General features: G+C 58.9%; 16 protein-coding genes. 9 read left to right on the top strand and 7 right to left on the bottom strand.

Annotated elements, in window-relative coordinates; genetic code table 11:
• Nucleotides 1-95: 95 nt before the first annotated feature.
• Both C9422_RS13600 and C9422_RS13595 read right to left on the bottom strand, forming a co-directional pair.
• The gene (locus tag C9422_RS13600; RefSeq protein ID WP_116580993.1) at nt 96-1466 is read right to left on the bottom strand and encodes a DUF1329 domain-containing protein; all 1371 of its coding nucleotides are present in this window, start codon (nt 1464-1466) and stop codon (nt 96-98) included.
• Nucleotides 1467-1490: 24 nt separating this feature from the next.
• Complete coding sequence (locus C9422_RS13595; protein WP_116580992.1) at nt 1491-3284, bottom strand: DUF1302 domain-containing protein; 1794 nt, start codon at nt 3282-3284, stop codon at nt 1491-1493.
• Between the two features lie 773 nt (nt 3285-4057).
• Here C9422_RS13595 and C9422_RS13590 point away from each other — a divergent pair.
• Nucleotides 4058-4828 carry an N-acetylmuramoyl-L-alanine amidase gene (locus tag C9422_RS13590; RefSeq protein WP_116580991.1) on the top strand — a complete coding sequence of 257 codons (771 nt, stop codon included), beginning with the start codon at nt 4058-4060 and terminating at the stop codon, nt 4826-4828.
• 74 nt (nt 4829-4902) lie between these two features.
• On the opposite strand, the gene C9422_RS13585 is transcribed toward C9422_RS13590, so the two are convergent.
• The 4 genes from C9422_RS13585 to C9422_RS13570 all read right to left on the bottom strand — a co-directional run bounded on the left by C9422_RS13585 (nt 4903) and on the right by C9422_RS13570 (nt 8465).
• Nucleotides 4903-5814 (bottom strand): SDR family oxidoreductase, encoded by a 912-nt coding sequence (locus C9422_RS13585; RefSeq protein WP_116580990.1) that lies wholly within the window; start codon nt 5812-5814, stop codon nt 4903-4905.
• Between the two features lie 295 nt (nt 5815-6109).
• Nucleotides 6110-7012, bottom strand: a complete 903-nt coding sequence (locus C9422_RS13580; RefSeq protein WP_116580989.1) for an alpha/beta fold hydrolase — start codon at nt 7010-7012, stop codon at nt 6110-6112.
• Entirely contained in the window at nt 7012-7794 is a 783-nt protein-coding gene (locus C9422_RS13575; protein WP_007970317.1) for a class II aldolase/adducin family protein, read from the bottom strand. The genes C9422_RS13580 and C9422_RS13575 overlap by 1 nt, the downstream gene beginning before the upstream one ends.
• 215 nt (nt 7795-8009) lie before the next feature.
• Nucleotides 8010-8465, bottom strand: a complete 456-nt coding sequence (locus C9422_RS13570; RefSeq protein ID WP_116580988.1) for a flavodoxin — start codon at nt 8463-8465, stop codon at nt 8010-8012.
• Between the two features lie 102 nt (nt 8466-8567).
• On the opposite strand from C9422_RS13570, the gene C9422_RS13565 reads away from it, so the two are divergent.
• Together C9422_RS13565 and C9422_RS13560 are read left to right on the top strand one after the other, a co-directional pair.
• On the top strand, nt 8568-9044 hold the full coding sequence (locus C9422_RS13565; protein WP_116580987.1) for a PAS domain S-box protein: 477 nt from the start codon (nt 8568-8570) through the stop codon (nt 9042-9044).
• 54 nt (nt 9045-9098) lie between these two features.
• A complete protein-coding gene (locus C9422_RS13560) occupies nt 9099-9704 on the top strand; it encodes a hypothetical protein (RefSeq protein ID WP_116580986.1) in 606 nt (201 codons plus the stop codon).
• Between the two features lie 3 nt (nt 9705-9707).
• On the opposite strand, the gene C9422_RS13555 is transcribed toward C9422_RS13560, so the two are convergent.
• The gene (locus tag C9422_RS13555; protein WP_116580985.1) at nt 9708-10667 is read right to left on the bottom strand and encodes a MerR family transcriptional regulator; all 960 of its coding nucleotides are present in this window, start codon (nt 10665-10667) and stop codon (nt 9708-9710) included.
• Between the two features lie 223 nt (nt 10668-10890).
• Between C9422_RS13555 and C9422_RS13550 the strand changes: the two genes are divergently transcribed.
• The 6 genes from C9422_RS13550 to C9422_RS13520 all read left to right on the top strand — a co-directional run bounded on the left by C9422_RS13550 (nt 10891) and on the right by C9422_RS13520 (nt 14024).
• Nucleotides 10891-11460, top strand: a complete 570-nt coding sequence (locus C9422_RS13550) for an antibiotic biosynthesis monooxygenase (RefSeq protein ID WP_116580984.1) — start codon at nt 10891-10893, stop codon at nt 11458-11460.
• Between the two features lie 171 nt (nt 11461-11631).
• The gene (gene folM / locus C9422_RS13540; protein WP_116580983.1) at nt 11632-12342 is read left to right on the top strand and encodes a dihydromonapterin reductase; all 711 of its coding nucleotides are present in this window, start codon (nt 11632-11634) and stop codon (nt 12340-12342) included.
• A gap of 20 nt (nt 12343-12362) precedes the next feature.
• Nucleotides 12363-12923: a GTP cyclohydrolase I FolE gene (folE, locus tag C9422_RS13535; protein ID WP_102701473.1), complete on the top strand. Its 561-nt coding sequence runs from the start codon at nt 12363-12365 to the stop codon at nt 12921-12923.
• 2 nt (nt 12924-12925) lie between these two features.
• On the top strand, nt 12926-13297 hold the full coding sequence (gene folX, locus C9422_RS13530; RefSeq protein ID WP_007970304.1) for a dihydroneopterin triphosphate 2'-epimerase: 372 nt from the start codon (nt 12926-12928) through the stop codon (nt 13295-13297).
• A gap of 99 nt (nt 13298-13396) precedes the next feature.
• The gene (locus tag C9422_RS13525) at nt 13397-13693 is read left to right on the top strand and encodes a DUF1244 domain-containing protein (protein WP_116580982.1); all 297 of its coding nucleotides are present in this window, start codon (nt 13397-13399) and stop codon (nt 13691-13693) included.
• Nucleotides 13686-14024, top strand: coding sequence for a HopJ type III effector protein (locus C9422_RS13520; protein WP_116580981.1), 339 nt, complete (start codon nt 13686-13688; stop codon nt 14022-14024). Before C9422_RS13525 ends, C9422_RS13520 begins: the two co-directional genes overlap by 8 nt.
• Nucleotides 14025-14118 lie beyond the last annotated feature (94 nt).

The raw sequence follows: 14118 nt of genomic DNA, 5'->3' as shown, positions 1-14118 counted from the left end.
CGAGCGCTTGTTGAAGAAGTATTCAACACACTGATCGCCCCCTATAAAAAAGGTGACCGTAAAGTCACCCTTTTGTGTAGGAGCCTGTAGGAAACCTACCTGACTCCCGTGCTGCGCAAGGCTGCTGGCGTGTAGTCCCCCGCTTTTGCATCGATGTTGAATTCGAAGCTGCGCTTTTCTTCGTTCTTCATTCCCAGTGCGATATAGCGACCGGCAATCAGGTCATACAGCGCTTCGACGGTGTAGGCCGGCACCTGGTGATCGTAGTAGAACTGGGCATGCCCTTCGGCGACGCGCCAGAGTTGGCCACGTCCGTCGTAGTGGTCGGCCAGCGCCACTTGCCAGCTGTCTTCGTCGATGTACATGTGGCGCTTGGCGTACACGTGCCGTTCGCTCGGCTTGACCGTGGCGACGACTTCCCAGACCCGGTGCAACTCGTAGCGGGTCAGGTCCTGGTTGATGTGCCCGGCCTTGATCACATCCGTGTACTTGAGGTCTGGCGAGTCGAGCTTGTAGCTGTTGTAGGGAATGTACATCTCCTTCTTGCCGATCAGTTTCCAGTCGTAGCGATCCGGCGCGCCGGAAAACATGTCGAAGTTATCGGTGGTGCGCAGGCCATCGGATGAGGTGCCGACACCGTCATAGGCGACCTGTGGCGCACGCCGTACCCGACGCTGGCCGGCGTTGTAGATCCAGGCCTTGCGCGGTTCCTTGACCTGATCGAGCGTCTCGTGAACCAGCAGCACGTTGCCCGCCAGCCGCGCCGGTGCGGTCACTTCCTGCTTGAAGTAGTTGAGGACGTTATCGTCGCTGCCCGGTTTCAGATCACTGAGCAAAGACGGCACGGCGACTTCGTCCTTGAAGCGGATCACCGTGAAATCACCATTGGACTGTGGTGTCGCCTGGGTGATGGTGCGACGCAGATTGCCGCCGTGGTAACGGGTGACGTGGTTCCAGATCACTTCCACACCATTCTTCGGAATCGGGAACGCGTAGTAGCGATTGCCGGTGAAGTTGGCCAGACCGTTACCGTCGTTGATCGGTGTTACGTTCAGTGCACTGCGCTTGGCCGACTCATAGATTTCGGCCGGTAACGCCACGGTGCGGTGGCTGGGATAGACCGGAATCCTGTAAGTCTCGGGGTAACGCTTGAACATCGCTATCTGACCATCGGAAAGCTTGTCCTTGTACTTGTCGACGGTCGCTGCGGTGATCACGAACAAGGGCTTTTCGTTGGCGAACGGATCGGCCAGGAAACCCTTGCTGTCCACCGCGCCAGCGTTTTTCGGGATGCCACCGGTCCAGGCCGGAATCGAACCATCGGCATTGCCGGCTTTCTCGCCACCGAGTGGGGTCAGGATGGTACCAAGCTTGTTGGCTTCCTCTGGCGACACCGCGGCCATCACGTTGGCGGCCAGCAGACTCAGAGCCAGAACGGTGCCCAATTGCAGAATCATCTTGCGCATTGAATTCATCCTTTTTCAGCCAGATCAGAAGTTCACACCAAAGCTCAACGCCACGAAGTCACGGTCGGTGAGGACGTTGTAGTCGCCGCCGAAAAAATCGGTGTAACTGAGGCTTGCGGTATAGGTGTTGCGATAGTCCGCATCGACACCGAGGCTGATGGCCTTGGCGCCTTCGTTGAACAGGCCGTTGGGGCCATAACCGGAGACGTCGTGGGACCACGAGAGATTGGGCCTGACGTTGATCCCGGCGATGAGGTTGTTGTAGTCGAGGATGGCCCGAGCGCGATAACCCCATGAAGTCGAGGTCACGAAGCCGTCGGTATCGCCGCCGAAACCATACTGGCCATATACCGAGTCGCGGCCGTAGCGCAGTTTGCTGCGTGCTTCCAAACCACCGACCCGAACCACCGCCGCCTCACCCACCAGGGTCAGGCGATCGGCACCGGCGACCTGATCGATGAAGTGCGTCAGGGTGCTCTGGATCTGCGTCACCTCCTTGCGGCGGTAACCCTTGTTGTCAGCCCCCGGTGACGTGGCGATGGGCGATGCCGCACCGCCTGCTATCGGATTGAGCATGGCCAGGGTCAGGTCATTGGTGTTGACCTGCACCGGGAGGTTGGGGCGGTAGCTGATTTCCCCGCTCCACGCAGTGCCGGTCGATAAGGTGGTGGCGAAGCTGGCGCCGTAGAGGCGGATGTCCTCCGGGTATTCGAGGTAATACTGGCCGCGACCGAGCATCACACTCTGGGCCAGGCCTGAACCGCTGCCGGGGGCGATTCGGTTGGCGGCGGCTACGATTCCCGGAAGGCTTGCCAGCGTGCTGAGCCCGGCGGTGGTGGTCCCGACGTTGGGGCCGCGGCTGTGGTAGTTCATGAAGTACAGGCCGTACTCGGTGTCGTCCCCCAGCCAGCGCAACGCCGTACCCCACTGTCCGGAATCCCGGGCATCACGGTCGCCGCCACGGGGAACGATCACGCCCTCTTTGCTGACCTCGAAGCCCTGGCCAAAGGCAGCCGCAATCGGTTGCAAGGGTGCAATGGCCGGGTTGGCGACGGTGTAGCCCTTGTTGCAGCCATCGGCCACCACATCGACACCAAAGAAGGTGCCGCAGTTATCGACGACCGTCTGGTCCCATTCCAGTTGATAGAAGCCTTCCACGGTCAACTTCTCCGTCAGGCCCTGGGAGGCGAACAGCATGTTGACCGGGATCAGTCCCTCCTTGATCTCGGCTCCAGGGCGACGGAACGCGGACACGTCGACCGGATTGATGCTGTTGATCGAGTTGCCGATGAAGGTGCTCTCGCCCCAACTGACCACCTGCTTGCCGGCACGCACCGTGCCCGGCAAATCGGCGAGGGAGTAGTTGTGATAAACGAACGCGTCGAGGATTTGTCCACCTGAAGACTTGGCGCCCTCTTTGCGATTGTGATCGCTGATGTCCTTGAATGGGCGGCTTTCATCCTTCAGCTCGAAGTCGTACCAGTACTTGCCACGCACAAACGCGCCGGTGTCGCCGTACTTCAGTTCGAGGTCGTGAATACCCTTGAAGATCTTCGAGAAGGTTTCGCCTCTCTTGAAATTCAGGCGCCCGTCGTCACCGGTCGAAGACTGACCGGAACCGCCATTGACGGTGCCTACCAGGGCATCATCCGCATCCCGCATGCCCCAACTCGCGCCGACCGACAATGAGGAGTCGAACGTCCCCTCGATTTCCCCGATGCTGAACGAAATGGCCTGAGCCTGGGCACAGCAGCCCAATGCGACCGCGGCCGCCAGCGCCTGCGGTGTGAAGATGGCGCGCATTGTTGTTTTTGTCATGCGTCTTCCCCGGTGAGTGACAGAAGGCGTCACCCTACTGCCGGGGCACCGGGATCGATAAGCGCACCAAAGAGGTATTCGTGCTGTACCTCTAAAGGATGACTGGCACAGGGTCATCACCCGGACGTCGAGCAGCCGAATCCTGACTGTTGCCCGGGCTGCAACAGTGCATGTCGGGAATTGGTATTTTTCCTACAGCAAAGAGGGCTTATTCTTATCTGGCTGCCACGGAGTCTGCGCCGTGACTGAAAGATTTCAGATGAATCGAGGATTCGGTTCATCACCCCGTGTTCACTGACGTTGATTTGTAGCTCCTGATCCAACGTCTTACTTTGGCCGCTGCGTTTGCAGCGGCCTTTTTTATGGGGCTCATTCTCAGCGTGGGCACGATCCGCTGCAGGAGCTGGCTTGTCGGGTCGCCGCATCGCAGCGATGGTCGCTAACGATAACGCGTGTAACCTGGATAAACGCGGCGCACTTGAGTCCATCGCCAGCAAGCTGGCTCCTACAGGTATTGCGTGAAAAACGACGCGGACGCGGTCCCTTGTAGGAGCTGGCTTGCCAGCGATGGTCGTTAACGATAACGCGGGTGAACTGGATGAACGCGGCGCACTTAAGTCCATCGCCAGCAAGCTGGCTCCTACATTTCTTTCAGAAAGCACCTACAAACATAGGTAAACACCTATCGCACTCGGGCCATTAAGTTGACCAGCAAGTCGGCGAACAACCTTGAACTTCGTCCGGCTTCAAACTTACTTATTGCGAGTGCAACCATGAAGCCCATCAACTACAACCAGTATCGCTCAGCCAGAAGCTTCAACAGCCGAATACGCTTTCTGGTTCTTCACTACACCGCCACTAACTTTGCAAGTTCTGTCAGTGCCCTGACCGGCCCGAATGTCAGCGCGCACTATCTGATTCCGGATATCACTGACCCCAGTTACCTGAAAGCCGGTTACTCCGGGCAGGAAGTGTTCAACCTGGTGGATGAAGGCCAGCGCGCGTGGCACGCGGGTGTCAGTCAGTGGGGCAACCGCGGCAATTTGAATGACACGTCAATCGGCATTGAGGTGGTCAACCTGGCGACTGACAACAACGGCGAGTTCACCTTCCCGCCGTATCACCCCGAGCAGATTGCTGCGATTGAACAACTGGCGCTGAACATCCTCAAGCGCTACCCGGATATCACGCCGACGCAGGTGTTGGGCCACTCCGATATTTCAATCGGCCGCAAAAGCGACCCGGGGCCGATGTTTCCCTGGCAGGCGCTGTACCTGAAAGGCGTCGGCGCCTGGTTCGATGAAGCCACTCGGGACCAGTATCTGAGCCAATACACCACATCGGGCGTTCCAGGCCGAAGCGAATTGCTGGGGCTGTTCAAGTCCTATGGATACGATGTTTCGGGCGCCTCGACGGAGGGTGGTTTTCAACAGTTGGTGCGGGCATTCCAGATGCATTTTCGCCCGGAAAAATTCGACGGAAAAATGGATGCACAGACAGCCGCCAATCTGAAGGCACTGGTATTCAAATACTTTTCCGGCTGATCGATGGCATACGATTTCCAATCCGAGAAATGCAGCAACCGGCAAGGTCAGTCAATGTGACCTTGCCGGCAATTTCAGAGTGAATACTTCTGCAAATTCCCCATCATTTCCTTCAGCGCTTCGATATTGTCCTTCGGATGCGCCGCACCCTCGAAGTCGCAAATCTGCTGCCAGTGCGCCGCCACGTCTTCCGGTGAGAAGCCGGCCCGTGGATCGAACCCGACGCCGAGGCTGCGCTCCCAGCGGACCTTGCCCATCCAGCCACCGCCGACTTCAAACAGACCGGAGGTTTCCTGGCAGGTCTCGCTGGCCAGGTACACCACCAGCGGGCTCACCAGTTCCGGCTTGAGCTGTTCGAAGACTTGCGGCGGGATCAGCCCTTCGGTCATGCGCGTGCCGCCGGTGGGGGCGATGGCGTTGACCAGGATGTTGTTCTTGCGGCCTTCGATGGCCAGGGTGCGGGTCAGGCCGTAGAGACCGAGCTTGGCCATGCCGTAGTTGGACTGGCCGAAATTGCCATAGATACCCGAGGTCGACGCGGTGAAAATCACCCGGCCGTAATTCTGCTCGCGCATGTGTGGCCAGGCGGCACGGGTGACTTTGTAGGCACCTTCGACGTGGACGCGGTAAACCAGGTCCCAGTCGGCGTCTTCCATTTTGTGGAAAGTCTTGTCACGCAGGATCCCGGCGTTGTTGACCACCACGTCGACGCGACCGAAGACGTCCAGGGCGTGCTGGACCAGTTTGTCACCGTCAATGACCGAATCGTGGTTGGCCTCGGCGATGCCGCCGGCCTCGCGAATGTCCGCTACCACGCGGGCGGCGGCCGAAGCGTTGGCGCCTTCGCCCTGGGTCGAGCCGCCCAGGTCGTTGACCAGGACCCTGGCGCCCTGTTTGGCGAACAGCAGTGCATGCGCCCGTCCCAGGCCGCCACCGGCACCGGTGATGATCACGACTTTATCTTCGAAGCGCACAGACTCATTCATGGGGGGACTCCAGCAGGCCAAGGGACGATGAGTCAGAGTGTCCGGTACGGCGCAGCGGGTCACAATCAACACGGGGGAGGCTGAATGGTGCGCGATAAGGCTGGGGGATGATTGATAGAGAAATAGACACGAACCCTGTGGCGAGGGGGCTTGCCCCCGTTGGGCTGCGAAGCGGCCCCAAACCATACAGCGCAGTGATTCAGATATAACGCGTTCAGCAGGTTTACGACTGCTTCGCAGCCGAACGGGAGCAAGCTCCCTCGCCACAGAAGCAGAGCAGGTTCAACGCTGCGAATCAGGAGCAGGCGACTTTGCGCGGTGGGGAAAGCAATTGATCGCGAAACGCCAGGTAATGCCTGAGGACCTCGCAGGGTGCCTCGATCTGCGGGTAGTGACCGATGTCGGGCAACACCACGGTGTCCGCGTCCGGGATCAGTTCCCGGTAACGCTCGACCATATGCGCACCGGAGATCGGATCGACCCCGCCATCAATCACTCGCAGCGGCACTTCACCGCGCTGCATCGCGCTCACCCAGCGGTTGCGCCAGACCCGTCGCTCCGGAATGTAGGCGATCAATTTGTGCATGATGCGTGGCCCGCGATGGCTTTCGACCAGGCTCCAGAAGTCATCCATCTGGCTTTCACTGGGACGGGTTTGCGGGCCGAAAATCTGCCGAAAGCTTCTCACCAGGCCATCACGGCTGAAGGCGCGGCCAATCATCCAGCCCAAAGGACTGAGCAAGAGTTTTTGCATCAATACCGGGCGGTGGGTTTCCGGAAACAACCCGCCGTTGAGAAACACACAACTGGCCAGCTCCACCCGCGACTCGTAATGCCGGGCCAGCAGTTCCTGGGCCACGCTGTCGCCATAGTCGTGTGCGAACAGGTGCACCGGCTGCTCGACATTCAGGTGTTCAAGCAGTGCCTGTTGCAGATCCGCTTGCTCCAGCAGGCTGTATTCGTGATTCGCCGGTTTGACCGAATCGCCGAAGCCGAGCATGTCGCAAGCGATCACGCGAAAGCGCTGGGTCAATGGCTGCCACAGGTAATGCCAGTCCCAACTGGCGGACGGAAAACCGTGAATCAGCAACAGCGGCTCACCCTGCCCCGCCGTCCAGTAACGGATGCTGTGGCCACGGAATACGAACGTCTGGCTGCGTTTGCGCCAGACACACAGAGGAATCTCGGCGAGTGCCATTAGAGTTTATAACCCGGGTCCAGTTTATCGAGCTTGCGCAGCAGCGCCGGCCACGCCAGCGCTCCGCCCATTCCTTGAGCACTTCTGGTGACACCCGCGATCATGGCTTTGGCGCCGGCCAGAATCTGCGGTTCGATGGCAATCAGTTCAGCCGCACCGTTTTGCGCCATGACTTGAATGTCGCAGGCACGTTGAAAGGTAAACATCATCAGGAACGTATCGGCGATGGTGCTGCCGCAGGTCAGCAGACCGTGGTTATGCAGCATCAGGAAATTGTTTTCACCGAGGTCGGCCTGCAGCCGCACCTTCTCTTCATGGTTGAGCGCCACACCTTCGTAGGCATGGTAGGCCAGACTGGAAAGCACGAACAACGATTGTTGGCTGATCGGCAGAACGCCCTGCTTCTGTGCCGAGACCGCCACCCCTGAAGCCGTGTGGGTGTGCAGCACACAAACAACATCGTGACGCACTTCATGCACGGCGCTGTGGATGGTGTAACCCGCCGGATTGATCTCGTAAGGACTGTCCATCAGCTTGTTGCCGGCCTGATCCACCTTGACCAGGCTCGACGCGGTCATTTCGTGAAACATCAAACCGAATGGGTTGATCAGGAAATCTTCGGTGCCGGGTACCTTGGCGGAGATGTGGGTAAAGATCAGGTCATCCCAACCGTGTTGGGCGACCAGGCGATAACAGGCCGCCAGGTCAACGCGAGTCTGCCACTCGGCAGCACTGACCAGGTCTTTGACACTGTGTGGCGATTGGACGGGAGCGACAGTCACGGCAAGGAGCCTCGGTGTTTTTTTATTATGGAGTGTTTCCTATGTTTACCGAGTCTAGTCAGCCCTTGAGGTTCGTGTAGTTGCATTGGCAGCCAGCTTGATGTCCCAGCGAGTCAGTCGCCCTGCTGCCCTGGATCCATGTCAAACGACCGGCGCCAGCAAGGGGCTGACAGGCCGCTTTTGCCGCCTGACCGGCGTTGATGGCGGGTTATCCGTCACTCGCGCAGTGCGCTGATCAGCTCCGCCAGCCAAGGCTCGGCGTCCGTTTCGGGGGTCACGCTTTCGCTGGCATCCAGGCGTAGCATTGGCAGCACTTCGCGAATGCCCAGTTCACCGAACAATTCACGCATCTGCTCGCCGCCGCCACAAAAAGTATCGCCATAACTCGCATCGCCCAATCCGATCACTGCCCCCGGCAAACCGCGCCAGGCCGCTGGCAATTGATCACGAATGGTCGAATACAGCGGTTGCAGGTTGTCCGGCAATTCGCCCATGCCGGTGGTCGAGGTCACCGCCAGAAAGGCTTCGGGGCCAAACGCCTGGACGTCGGCGAGGGTCGCACGCGGGTTGTGCCAGGTTTCAAAACCAGCGGCTTTCAACAGGCTGGCGGCGTGGCGGGCAACTTCTTCGGCCGTGCCGTACACCGAGCCGGAAATGATGGCGACTTTCATCAATCTGATCCTGAATCCGAGTAAAAGACCCGGATATTAACACCACAGTCGTGATTATTCTTTTAGAATGCAATTGACAATCAATCAGGAAAGGATGCTTCGATGATTAATGCTCAACTGCTGCAAATGGTGATCAACGCCTCTAACGACGGCATCGTGATTGCCGAAAAGGAAGGCGATCAGGACAAAATCCTCATCTACGTCAACCCCGCGTTCGAACGCCTGACGGGCTACTCCAGCGAAGAAATCCTCTATCAGGATTGTCGTTTCCTGCAGTCGGGGGATCGTGACCAGGAAGCCCTGCCGTTGATTCGCGACGCCTTGAACCGAGAAGGTTCCTGCCGGGAAATACTGCGCAACTACCGAAAGGACGGCACACCGTTCTGGAATGAGCTGTCCCTTTCAACGGTGAAAAATCCAGCGGACGGGCAAACCTACTTTGTCGGTGTGCAGAAAGACGTCACGGTGCAAGTCAAGGCGCAACAGCGCGTGGCACAACTAGAGGGGCAGGTGGCTGAACTCCAGGCCGAGCTTGCCGCGCTCAAGGCGACGAACGGCAAAAACAAAACTCAGAATTAATGGTCAGTAACTACAATCACCAATGACTTTGTAATTATATCTTTCGAGCTGGCCATGCAACGCGACGCGCTCCTGACCCAGGATGAGCTGGATTTCATCCAGACCATGCAACACAACCCGCAACTCAATGTGCGGGATGCGACGTCGAGCCTGCTCGTCAACGGTGGATCGCAAATCCGTGACCTGCTCACCCGCCTGGCGGCCCATGAGCAGGTCACCATTCAAGCCAGCTTCGAAAACCAGCAAATAACCTTCCCCCTGCACCTGGTGGAAGACGAGTTCCATGCGATGCATTTGCGTCTCGGCGTGCCGAGCATCTATGAAGACGGGCCCATGGTCCGGCCTTGGCGCCTGGTACTGGACGAGCCGGTAGCGCTGGAAAACGCCCAGGGTCAACCCGGCACCCTGTGGGTACACGAAGTGTCGTGCAAAGGGGTTTTGCTGGAGATTCGCAACAAGACCAAGCCACCGAAGCATTTCGCCTTGTGGTTCAGCCCTTCAGGCTATGAGCGGATTGCCTTGCGCGGCACCTTCGAGAAAGAAAACGAACAGGGCTTCTACGCCTATCAACTGAACCAGAGCGATACGGACGAAGCCGAGCGTCTGCGCCAGTTCATCCTGCAACAGCATCGCTTGACCCACCCAACGCTGCATCTCTGAACTTCAAGTATCCAGATTTCCCGCCAGGAACTGCTTCAGACGCTGGCTCATGACCTTCCCTTCATTGCCCAGGCAACCGATCGATGACCCGGCCAGGCTTTCCTGCGCCAGGTCGGAAGCATCTCCAGCCAACAACAATCGACACTCCAGGCCCAAGGCAAGGCGATTCAAGCGCCGTGGCAACTCGGCATTCGGCACCTGATTGGAAAACAACACCAGTGCCATGGGCTTGATCCTTTCACACATCAGCGCCAGTTCCTCGAATGGCTGGCCTATGTTCAATACGCGAATGGCTGATGGCCCGGAACTCAGGAACAGGGCGGCAACCAACAGCTCCAGCTCCCGGCAGTGACCATCCAGGGCACAGATGACCACGCGACGCGGCTGCTTCTCGCGCGTCAACAGCAAGCGCTGCACGACCCGCGAACGCAGAAAACCATCCAGGAACAGCCACTCGCTGGTTACGCCGAACTGGTCCTGGCTTTGCAACAACTGCTTCCACACGGGGATCAGAATGTCCTGAAATACCACCGGCAGGGCGTAGCTGGAAAAGATTTGCCCGTAGACCTGCTCCAGCTGAAGGTCGTCAAACCCGTTGACCGCTGCAAGAACCTGTTGCCGCCACTGTGCGTAATCGGCTTCCACGAGGTTGGTGGGAATGATGTGCGACAACGCCTGGAGCGGCTCGGTCCTGGCCAGGATCTTGCCGACCCTGCTGACCGCAACACCGCGCTCTATCCAGCCGAGAATGCTGCGGACACGCTCAATATCGGCCATCGAATACAGTCGATGCCCGCTATCGGTGCGTGTGGGAACAATCAGGCCATAACGTCGCTCCCAGGCGCGAAGCGTGACCGGGTTGACACCTGTCAGTCGCGCCACCTCGCGAATGGGAAAAAGCTCTTCCTGTTCGAGCGCGACGGCCTGCGTAGATACTGAAGCGACGTCTGTAAGTATGGGCATCCTGTTGAAACATCCCTGTATCGTCCGTCCGATATTCTAACGCCCCCGCCCCGTAAAGTTTCCGTAAAAAATCGATACTGCGAAGGAACGGGTAAACGTCACAGACGCCACGGGCAGAATCAGGAATAATCCTTGCTTGTTTCAAGTCGCAGCCCACCACCCCGGCGCTGCGCCTGGCGAAGCGCCTATCCGGAGCGACGCAAATGCCTTATGGAGATACACAATGTCTACCCCACCCGTCACGCTGATGGTTGCGCGCCGCGTTGCCAATGGACGTTATCAGGACCTGATCGCCTGGCTGCGCGAAGGCGAGCAATTGGCCACCGACTTTCCCGGCTACCTCGGCTCCGGCGTACTCGCACCGCCGCCCGACGATGACGAATTCCAGATCATTTTCCGCTTCGCCGACGAACAGACTCTGCACGCCTGGGAACATTCTGTCTCTCGCAGCGCCTGGCTCGGACGCGGCAGCGACCTGTTCGCCCACCCGACAGAACACCGGGTCAGCGGTATCGAAGGCTGGTTTGGCGTCGCCGGTCAACGCCCGCCGCGCTGGAAACAGGCCGTGGCGATCTGGCTGGCGTTCTTTCCGGTCTCGCTGCTGTTCAACTTTGTGCTGGGGCCGCTGATCAGTGACATGAGCCTGCTGCCGCGGGTGTTCATCAGCACGCTGTGCCTGACGCCGCTGATGGTTTACTTGTTCATTCCGTTGTCGACCCGTTTGCTGGCCAATTGGCTGAACAGTGCGCCAGCTCGACCGCTGCCCGCAGAACCCACCGTCCAAAATCGCTGATCCCCCTGTGGGAGCGAGCTTGCTCGCGATGAGGGCGTGTCAGTCAACATATGTGTCGTCTGACAGTCCGCAATCGCGAGCAAGCTCGCTCCCACAGTTGTTTCCCCCCGCAATAGGTAGAGCGCTGCCGTCGCTGGTATAGTTTTGCTCTCACCGCGACGCGAGCCGTTCATGACTTCTTCCGCAGCCCCTATCCTGATTACCGGCGCCGGCCAGCGAGTCGGCCTGCACTGCGCCCGGCGATTGCTGGAAGACGGCCATCGCGTGATTTTCAGCTACCGCAGCGAGCGGCCCGGCGTACAAGCCCTGCGCGACCTGGGGGCCACCGCCGTGTTCGCCGACTTCGCCAGCGAGGCAGGGATCCTCGCCTTCATCGGTGAACTCAAAACCCACACCGACTGTTTGCGGGCGATTGTCCACAACGCCTCCGAATGGCTGGCCGAAACACCGGACACTGACGCCGCCGCATTCACCCGCATGTTCAGCGTGCACATGCTGGCGCCCTACCTGATCAACCTGCATTGCGCCGACCTGCTGCAACGCTCAAGCCCCGCAGACATCGTGCACATCAGCGATGACGTGACCCGCAAGGGCAGCAGCAAGCACATCGGCTATTGTGCCAGCAAAGCCGGACTCGACAGCCTGACCCTGTCCTTTGCCGCCAGGTACGCGCCGGACATCAAGGTCAACGGAATTGCGCCGGCCCTGCTACTGTTCAACCCTGAAGACGACGCGGCCTACCGCGCCAAGGCGCTGGCCAAGTCCGCGCTGGGCATCGAACCCGGCTGCGAAGTGATCTACCAGAGCCTGCGCTATCTGCTCGACAACCCTTATGTCACCGGCACCACCCTGACCGTCAACGGCGGAAGGCACATCAAATAAGTGTCCCGCGAGGATTTTCCATGACGTTATCCCTGCCCCAGAATTATCGAGAGATCCTCATCGGCCTCGGTGAGAATCCAGACCGCGAAGGCCTGCTCGACACCCCGGTGCGCGCAGCCAAAGCCATGCAGTACCTTTGCCATGGTTACGAGCAAAGTGTCGAAGAGATCGTCAATGGCGCGCTGTTCGCCTCCGACAACGATGAAATGGTGATCGTCGACAACATCGAGCTGTATTCGCTTTGCGAACACCACATGCTGCCCTTCATCGGCAAGGCGCATGTGGCTTATATTCCAACCGGCAAGGTGCTGGGGCTGTCGAAAATCGCGCGGTTGGTGGACATGTTCGCCCGGCGCCTGCAAATCCAGGAAAACCTCACCCGGCAAATCGCCGACGCCGTGCAACAGGTGACCGGTGCGGCAGGCGTCGCAGTGGTCATCGAAGCGCAGCACATGTGCATGATGATGCGCGGCGTCGAGAAACAGAATTCGACCATGAACACCTCAGTGATGCTCGGCGCCTTCCGCGAGTCGAGCAACACCCGCCAGGAGTTCCTGCAATTGATTGGACGGAGCAAGTAGCAATGCCACAACTTCAGCCAGGCATGGCACGTATCCGGGTCAAAGACCTGTGCCTGCGTACCTTCATCGGCATCAATGAGGATGAAATCCTCAACAAGCAGGATGTGCTGATCAACCTCACCATTCTGTACGCGGCCCAGGAAGCGGTACGTGACAACGACATCGATCACGCGCTGAACTACCGCACGATCACCAAGGCGATCATCGCCCACGTGGAAGGCAACCGCTTTGCGCTGCTCGAACGCCTGACCCAGGAAATTCTCGACCTGGTGATGGCCAACGCCTCGGTGCTCTACGCCGAAGTCGAGGTCGACAAGCCCCACGCGCTGCGATTCGCCGAGTCGGTGTCGATAACACTCGCGGCAAGCCGCTAAGCTTCAAGCTTCAAGCTTCAAGCGGTAAGCTAGAAGCCACCGCAATCCAAATCTTGCAGCTTGAAGCTTGCCGCTCAAAGCTGTCTCGCAGAGACCCCCATGAACGATCAACAACGCCTGGAACTCGAAGCCGCCGCCTTTCGTCGGCTGGTGGCCCACCTGGACAGCCGCAAGGATGTACAGAACATCGACCTGATGAACCTCTCGGGCTTCTGCCGCAACTGCCTGTCCAAGTGGTACAAGGCAGCGGCGGATGAGCGCCAGATCGACGTCAGCCTCGACGAAGCCCGCGAAGTGGTTTACGGCATGCCGTACGCCGAATGGAAAGCCCAATATCAGCAAGAAGCCAGCGCCGAACAACAGGCGGCGTTCGCCAAAGGAAAACCCAATGAGTGATTTGAACACCCTGCGCGCCAGCCTCAACAGCGGCGAACACGCCTTTGCCGATACCCTGGCGTTCATTGCAGGCGGCTACGACTACCAGCCTCAGGCCTTCAACAACGGCGGTGTGGAAAACGCGGCCGGGCAGAATGAAGGCTCGTGCAAGACCCTGGGTCTGGCGCTGCTCGAAGGCTTGAGCGATGAAGAAGCCTTGTTGGCTTTCGGCGAGCATTACCGCTCGGTTGTTGCCACACCTGAAGGCAGCGACCACGGCAACATCCGGGCGCTGATTGCCCACGGCCTGGCGGGTGTGAAGTTCACTCAACAGCCGCTGACTCGCCGCTGATACCCAAAAGATCGCAGCCCTGTAGGAGCTGCCGCAGGCTGCGATCTTTTGATCTTTGCACATTCCGACTTTTAAGATTGACCCGGCAACTTTA

The organism is Pseudomonas sp. B1(2018) (genome assembly GCF_003097365.1).
In the GTDB taxonomy this organism is placed as follows: Bacteria; Pseudomonadota; Gammaproteobacteria; order Pseudomonadales; family Pseudomonadaceae; genus Aquipseudomonas; species Aquipseudomonas laurylsulfatiphila.
The sequence above is the reverse complement of the archived record's forward strand: the minus strand, read 5'-3'. Positions and strand labels throughout refer to the sequence as shown.

Excerpts from the sequence above, each read along its gene's own strand:
- folM (WP_116580983.1), top strand. The coding sequence starts at position 11,632 with ATGACTTCTTCCGCAGCCCCTATCCTGATTACCGGCGCCGGCCAGCGA.
- C9422_RS13555 (WP_116580985.1), bottom strand. The coding sequence starts at position 10,667 with ATGCCCATACTTACAGACGTCGCTTCAGTATCTACGCAGGCCGTCGCG.
- C9422_RS13520 (WP_116580981.1), top strand. The coding sequence starts at position 13,686 with ATGAGTGATTTGAACACCCTGCGCGCCAGCCTCAACAGCGGCGAACAC.
- C9422_RS13560 (WP_116580986.1), top strand. The coding sequence starts at position 9,099 with ATGCAACGCGACGCGCTCCTGACCCAGGATGAGCTGGATTTCATCCAG.
- folE (WP_102701473.1), top strand. The coding sequence starts at position 12,363 with ATGACGTTATCCCTGCCCCAGAATTATCGAGAGATCCTCATCGGCCTC.
- C9422_RS13600 (WP_116580993.1), bottom strand. The coding sequence starts at position 1,466 with ATGCGCAAGATGATTCTGCAATTGGGCACCGTTCTGGCTCTGAGTCTG.
- C9422_RS13570 (WP_116580988.1), bottom strand. The coding sequence starts at position 8,465 with ATGAAAGTCGCCATCATTTCCGGCTCGGTGTACGGCACGGCCGAAGAA.
- C9422_RS13590 (WP_116580991.1), top strand. The coding sequence starts at position 4,058 with ATGAAGCCCATCAACTACAACCAGTATCGCTCAGCCAGAAGCTTCAAC.
- C9422_RS13585 (WP_116580990.1), bottom strand. The coding sequence starts at position 5,814 with ATGAATGAGTCTGTGCGCTTCGAAGATAAAGTCGTGATCATCACCGGT.
- C9422_RS13595 (WP_116580992.1), bottom strand. The coding sequence starts at position 3,284 with ATGACAAAAACAACAATGCGCGCCATCTTCACACCGCAGGCGCTGGCG.
- C9422_RS13580 (WP_116580989.1), bottom strand. The coding sequence starts at position 7,012 with ATGGCACTCGCCGAGATTCCTCTGTGTGTCTGGCGCAAACGCAGCCAG.
- C9422_RS13525 (WP_116580982.1), top strand. The coding sequence starts at position 13,397 with ATGAACGATCAACAACGCCTGGAACTCGAAGCCGCCGCCTTTCGTCGG.
- C9422_RS13550 (WP_116580984.1), top strand. The coding sequence starts at position 10,891 with ATGTCTACCCCACCCGTCACGCTGATGGTTGCGCGCCGCGTTGCCAAT.
- C9422_RS13565 (WP_116580987.1), top strand. The coding sequence starts at position 8,568 with ATGATTAATGCTCAACTGCTGCAAATGGTGATCAACGCCTCTAACGAC.
- folX (WP_007970304.1), top strand. The coding sequence starts at position 12,926 with ATGCCACAACTTCAGCCAGGCATGGCACGTATCCGGGTCAAAGACCTG.